The 6,494-nt window shown below is 68.0% G+C and carries 5 protein-coding genes; all 5 read left to right on the top strand.

All coding sequences use genetic code 11. The features are described from left to right. Window positions 1-241: 241 nt before the first annotated feature. Window positions 242-1,468 carry a serine hydrolase domain-containing protein gene (locus ABDV68_RS17760; protein ID WP_343521434.1) on the top strand — a complete coding sequence of 409 codons (1,227 nt, stop codon included), beginning with the start codon at window positions 242-244 and terminating at the stop codon, window positions 1,466-1,468. Between the two features lie 144 nt (window positions 1,469-1,612). After that, window positions 1,613-3,643, top strand: coding sequence for a 3-hydroxyacyl-CoA dehydrogenase NAD-binding domain-containing protein (locus ABDV68_RS17755; protein ID WP_343521433.1), 2,031 nt, complete (start codon window positions 1,613-1,615; stop codon window positions 3,641-3,643). Continuing rightward, entirely contained in the window at window positions 3,636-4,988 is a 1,353-nt protein-coding gene (locus ABDV68_RS17750; RefSeq protein WP_343521432.1) for an amidase family protein, read from the top strand. Before ABDV68_RS17755 ends, ABDV68_RS17750 begins: the two co-directional genes overlap by 8 nt. Beyond that, entirely contained in the window at window positions 4,985-6,166 is a 1,182-nt protein-coding gene (locus ABDV68_RS17745) for an acyl-CoA dehydrogenase family protein (RefSeq protein ID WP_343521431.1), read from the top strand. The genes ABDV68_RS17750 and ABDV68_RS17745 overlap by 4 nt, the downstream gene beginning before the upstream one ends. 94 nt (window positions 6,167-6,260) lie before the next feature. Further along, window positions 6,261-6,494, top strand: a 234-nt coding sequence (locus tag ABDV68_RS17740; RefSeq protein WP_343521430.1) for an acyl-CoA dehydrogenase family protein, incomplete at its 3' end; no start/stop codon positions are given.

Raw genomic sequence — 6,494 nt, 5'->3', positions numbered from 1 at the left:
GAGCGGCTGGCCCGGCGCGGTCATCAGCGCCTGTGCTTGCCCTAGCGTCATCTTCGGCCAGGACGGATCGAGCGGGATGATCGGTTCGGCGACCACGTGCATCTCTCCAGCTTTGTAGAATGTGCGGTTTGGCATTTCCGCCACGCCGCGTTCAGGTTATTCTTGATTCATACGTTGCCAAACGCAATAGGGAAGAGACAGGCGGCGCGAACCGCCGGGAACGAGGATTCGAATTAGGGGTATGGACGCCGCGACCTTCGCACTGCCCGCCGACACCGGCTTCGACCCCGCCCGGCTGGGCGCGATCGATGGCTTCATCAAGGCGCGCTACCTCGACTCGGGCAAGCTGCCCCATGCCCAGCTGCTGGTCGCGCGCGAGGGGCGAATCGCGCATTTCAGCCATCAGGGCGCGGCGCGCGAGGGCGGCGCGACGGTCGACGAGCGCTCGATCTTCCGCATCGCGTCGATGACCAAGCCGGTCACCTCGATCGCGTTCATGCAGCTGGTCGAGCAGGGCAGGGTCGCGCTCGACACGCCGGTGCATCACGTGCTGCCCGAGTTCAAGGACATCGGCGTCTATGACGGCGGCGGCGCGGGCGTGCCGTTCGTGACCCGGCCGACCGCGGCGCCGATGCGCATGATCGACCTGCTGCGCCATACCTCCGGCCTCACTTACGCCTTCCAGAACCGCAGCAATATCGACGCCGCCTATCGTGCCGGGAAGATCGAGAGCTGGCACGGCAATCTCGATCTCGACGGCTTCGTCGCCGCGCTGGGCAAGCTGCCGCTCGAATTCTCGCCGGGCGAGGCGTGGAATTATTCGGTGTCGACCGACGTGCTCGGCGCGGTGGTCGAGCGCGTGGCGGGGATGCCGCTCGACCGCGTGTTCGAGGAGCGCATCTTCGCCCCGCTCGGCATGGCCGACACCGGCTTCTGGGTGCCCCCGGACAAGATCGACCGGCTGACCGACTGCTGGACCTCGGTCCAGGGCAACCGGGTGATGTACGACCAGGGCGCCAAGTCGGCATGGAGCCGGCGCCCGACCCTGCTCTCGGGTGGCGGCGGGCTGGTCTCGACCGCGCTCGACTATCACCGCTTCGCGACGATGCTGCTGGGCGGCGGCACGCTGGAGGGCGCACGGATCGTCGGGCGCAAGACGCTCGAGCTGATGACGGCAAACCACCTGCCCGGCGGCGGCGATCTCGCCAGCCTTTCGCGCTCGATGTTCAGCGAGTCTCAGAATGCCGGCACCGGCTTCGGGCTCGGCTTCGCGATCAACCTCAGTCCGGCGCGCACGATGATCCCCGGCTCGGTTGGCGAGTTCTACTGGGGCGGGCTGTTCTCGACCGCCTTCTTCGTCGATCCGGTCGAGCGGATCACGATGATCTTCATGACTCAGCTCTCGCCCTCGGGCCTCTACCCGATAAGGCGCGAGCTCAAGACGATGATCTATTCGGCGCTGACATGATTTCGAACCCAACCCTTACCCCGTCATTCCCGCGCAGGCGGGAATCCATTCGGGGCTGACGTTTCAGGCACGAACCGCAACGTCAGCGGCAATGGATCCCCGCCTGCGCGGGGATGACGACCAGAAGAAGGAAGTACAGAACCAATGACCGGCCCCATCACCACCGAACGCCAGGGCGACGTCCTCGTCATTACCTCGAACAACCCGCCGGTGAACGCGCTCGGCGCGGCGGTGCGGCAGGGCCTCGCCGCCGCGATCGCCGAGCTCAAGGGCGACGACAGCCTGAAGGCCGCGGTGATCCGCTGCGACGGGCGCACCTTCTTCGCCGGCGCCGACATCACCGAGTTCGGCAAGCCGATGCAGGAGCCTTCGCTCCCCGTGCTGGTCGACCTGATCGAAGCGAGCGAGAAGCCGGTCGTCGCCGCGGTCCACGGCACCGCGCTCGGCGGCGGGTGCGAGGTCGCGTTGGCGTGCCATTACCGCATCGCCGTGCCCTCGGCCAAGTTCGGCCTGCCCGAGGTCAAGCTCGGCATCCTGCCCGGCGCGGGCGGCACCCAGCGGCTGCCGCGCGTCGCGGGCGTCGAGTTCGCGCTCGAGCTGGCGACCAAGGGCGACCCGGTCTCGGCGCAGCAGGCCAAGGACGCTGGCCTGGTCGATCGCCTGGCCGGCGAGGACAGCCTGGCCGCCGATGCAGTGGCCTATGCCAACGAAGTCGCCGCCGCGCGTCCCCTGCCCCGCACCAGCGAGAAGCCGGTAACGGTCGACGAAGGCGTGTTCGACGCCTTCCGCAAGACCAACGCCAAGCGCTTCCGCAACATGGACGCGCCGGCCGAGATCATCGCGGTGATCGAGGAGACGGCGGGCAAGCCCTATGCCGAGGGCGTGCAGCGCGAGCGCATGGGCTTCATGAAGCTGATCATGGGCGCGCAGAGCGCGGCGCTGCGCCACATCTTCTTCGCCGAGCGCAAGGCCGCGAAGATCGACGACGTGCCCGAGGACACCAAGCTGCGCCCGATCAGGCGCGTCGGGGTGATCGGCGCGGGGACGATGGGCGGCGGCATTTCGATGAACTTCCTCTCGGCCGGCATTCCGGTGACGATCGCCGAGATGCAGCAGGAAGCGCTCGACCGCGGCACCGGCACGATCCGCAAGAATTACGAGGCGACCGCCGCCAAGGGCCGGATGACCGCCGAGCAGGTCGAGGGCGCGATGGGGCTGCTCACGCCCACGCTGAACCTCGACGACCTCGCCGATTGCGACCTCATCATCGAGGCCGTGTACGAGAATATGGACGTCAAGAAGGACATCTTCGGCAAGCTCGACAAGATCGCCAAGCCGGGCGCGATCCTGGCGTCGAACACCAGCTACCTCAGCATCGACGAGATCGCCGCGGCGACCAGCCGCCCGGGCGACGTGGTCGGCATGCACTTCTTCTCGCCCGCCAACATCATGAAGCTGCTCGAAGTGGTGCGCGGGGCGAAGACCGACAAGGACGTGCTGGCGACGGTGATGGACCTCGCCAAGAAGATCAAGAAGGTCGCCGTGGTGGCGGGTGTCTGTTACGGCTTCATCGGCAACCGCATGCTGATCCCGCGCCAGATGGAGGCGATGAAGCTGCTCCACGAGGGCGCGACGCCGATGCAGGTCGACAAGGTCCATGTCGAGTTCGGCATGCCGATGGGCCCGTTCCAGATGAGCGATCTCGCCGGCGTCGACATCGGCTGGCACCGCGACCCGACCCGGATCGAGAATATCCGCGACGCGCTCGCCGCCGAGAACCGCTGGGGCCAGAAGACCAAGGCCGGCTTCTACGACTATGACGACAAGCGCAATCCCTCGCCCTCGCCGCGCGTCGCGGAGATCATCGAGGAATTCCGCCAGAAGACCGGCACCCCGCAGCATGAGGTGACCGACGAGGAGATCATGGAGCGCACCTTCTACACGATGGTCAACGAAGGCGCGAAGATCCTCGAAGAGGGCATGGCCCAGCGCGCGTCGGACATCGATGTCGTGTGGATCTACGGCTATGGCTGGCCGCCCTATCGCGGCGGTCCGATGTTCTGGGCCGACCAGGTGGGTCTCAAGACGATCGTCGCGGGGCTGGAGAAGCACGGCTTCGAGGTCGCCAAGCTGTTGCGCGACAAGGCCGAGGCCGGTCAGCGCTTCAATGGCTGAGCTGGCCGCCCCGGAACGCCATGCGACCGATGCATGGGCCGGGGCGAGCGCCCTGGAGATCGCCGCCGCGATCCGGAGCGGAGAGACCGGCGCGCGGGCGCAATGCGAGCTGGCGATCGCGCGGATCGAGGCGGGCGACGGCGCGATCAACGCCGTCGTCGTCCGCGACTTCGATCGTGCGCTCGAGGCCGCCGACCGCGCCGATGAAGCCGTCGCGCGCGGCCAGCGGCTGCCCTTCCTCGGCGTGCCGATGACGGTCAAGGAAGCCTTCGACGTCGCCGGACTGCCGACCAGCTGGGGCTTCGAGCATGCGCGAGACAACTTCGCCACGCGCGATGCGGCGGTGGTGCAGCGGATCAAGGCGGCGGGCGCCGTGGTCCTGGGCAAGACCAACATCGCGCCTGGACTCGCCGACTGGCAGTCGGACAACCCGGTCTATGGTCGTACCGCCAACCCGCACGACCTCACCCGTACCGCCGGCGGCTCGTCGGGCGGTTCGGCGGCGGCGCTGGCGGCGGGCTTCGTCCCGGCCGAGATCGGCTCCGACATCGGCGGCTCGATCCGCGTGCCCGCGGCATTCTGCGGGGTGTGGGGGCATAAGCCGAGCTACGGCCTTATCGATCCTTACGGCCATCGCTTCCCCGGCACCGACGGCGCGCCGCCGCCGCTCGGCGTGGTCGGCCCGATGGCGCGCGATCCCGCCGATCTCGCCGCGATGCTCGACGTGCTGGCCGAAGCGCCGCCGCCGCGGCCCGCTTCCGCGCTGCGCCACAAACGCCTGCTGCTGCTCGACCAACATCCCGCGGCGCCGACCGATCCGGCGATCCGCGCGGCGACCGCGCGCGCCGAGGAAGTCGCCGGACGCATGGGCATCCGCGTCGAACGATCGAGCGATCTGCTCCCCGATCTCGCCGCCCAGCATCGTGCCTATGGCAAGATGCTTGCGATCGTCTTCGCGCGCGGCGCGCCCGGGCCCGGCGGGCAGGTTGCCAGCCTTGCCGACTGGTTCGGCATGCTCGACGCGCAGGCGCGCTGCCGCCGTGCCTGGGGCCGGCTGTTCGAGGAATTCGACGCGGTGATCGCCCCGGCCAATGTCGTCACCGCCTTTCCGCACCGCGACGATCCGTACAACGAACGCCGCCTGATCGTGGACGGGCAGGACACGTCGTACGACGCACAGCTCGCCTGGGCTGGCCTCCCCACCTATCCCGGCCTGCCCGCCACGGCCTTCCCTGCCGGGACCGATGCCGACGGGCTGCCCGTCGGCCTGCAGGCGATCACTGCCTATCGCGACGATCACCGCGCCATCGCCATCGCCGACCTTCTCCACGGAGCCATGCCATGACCGACCTCGAACAATTCCGCGCCGAGACACGGGCATGGCTGGAGGCGAACTGCCCCGCCTCGATGCGCGAACCGGTGCGCAGCGAGAAGGATACGGTATGGGGCGGGCGTGACCAGTCGGCGCTGACCCCCGACCAGAAGGCGTGGATGGACCGCATGGCCGAGCGCGGCTGGACCGTACCCGACTGGCCCAAGGAATATGGCGGCGGCGGCCTCTCCCCGGCTGAGAGCAAGATCCTGCGTGAGGAGATGCGCGCGCTCGGCTGCCGCAATCCGCTGAGCAGCTTCGGCATTTCGATGCTCGGCCCGGCGCTGCTCAAATACGGCAACGAGGAACAGAAGCTCGAACACCTTCCGAAGATCGCGCGCGGCGAGATCCGCTGGTGCCAGGGCTATTCGGAGCCGAATGCGGGCAGCGACCTCGCCGCGCTCGCCACCTCCGCCGAAGACATGGGCGACCACTATCTCGTCAACGGGCAGAAGGTGTGGACCAGCTACGCCGACAAGGCCGACTGGATCTTCTGCCTCGTCCGCACCGACAAGAGCGTCAAGCAAGCGGGGATCAGCTTCCTGCTGTTCGACATGGCCTCGCCCGGCGTGTCGACCCGGCCGATCCTGCTGATCAGCGGCTATTCGCCCTTCTGCGAAACCTTCTTCGACGATGTGAAGGTGCCCAAGGAAAACCTGGTCGGCGAGCTCAACAAAGGCTGGGACGTCGCCAAATACCTGCTCGGGCACGAGCGCGAGATGATCTCGGGCATGGGGCTCGGCCTGTCGAGCGGCGGCACGCTGATCGGCAACGCGGTGGCGCGGATGGGGCTCGGCGAGGACGGCCGCCTCGCCGATCCGCTGCTGCGCGGCCAGATCGCGCTGCACGAAGTGCGTGCCCGCGCGTTTGCGGCGATGTCCGAACGCTTCATCGATGAACTCAAGGCCGGTCGCGCTCACCCCGCCCAGCCGAGCATGATGAAATATTACGGCACCGAGCTGAACAAGGCGCGGCACGAGCTGGAGATGGCGGCGGGCGGATCGGACTCGCTCGAATGGGAGAGCACGCCCTCGAACAACGGCGCTGCCCCCCGCGCCTGGCTGCGCACCAAGGCCAATTCGATCGAGGGCGGGACCAGCGAGGTCCAGCTAAACATCATCGCCAAGCGGATCCTGGAGCTGCCCTCGTAGAAACCGTCACCCCAGCGAAAGCTGGGGTCTCTCGCCTCAAACCGTGCGCCTGCCGCACAAGACCCCGGCTTTCGCCGGGGTGACGGAGTTGAAAATGCCCCTCTACCTCAACGATGAGCAGACCATGCTCCGCGATGCCGCGCAGCAATTCGTGAGCGAGGCCGCGCCGGTCTCGCATCTCCGCGCCCTCCGCGACGCCAACGACGCGACCGGCTTCTCGCGCGACCTGTGGAAGCAGTTCGCCGAGATGGGCTTCACCGGCATCCTGATCCCCGAAAGCGACGGCGGCCTCGGCCTCGGCCATGTCGAGGCGGGCGTGGTGCTCGAG

The organism is Sphingomonas sp. (assembly GCF_039595165.1).
Taxonomy (GTDB): domain Bacteria; phylum Pseudomonadota; class Alphaproteobacteria; order Sphingomonadales; family Sphingomonadaceae; genus Sphingomonas.
The sequence above is the reverse complement of the archived record's forward strand: the minus strand, read 5'-3'. Positions and strand labels throughout refer to the sequence as shown.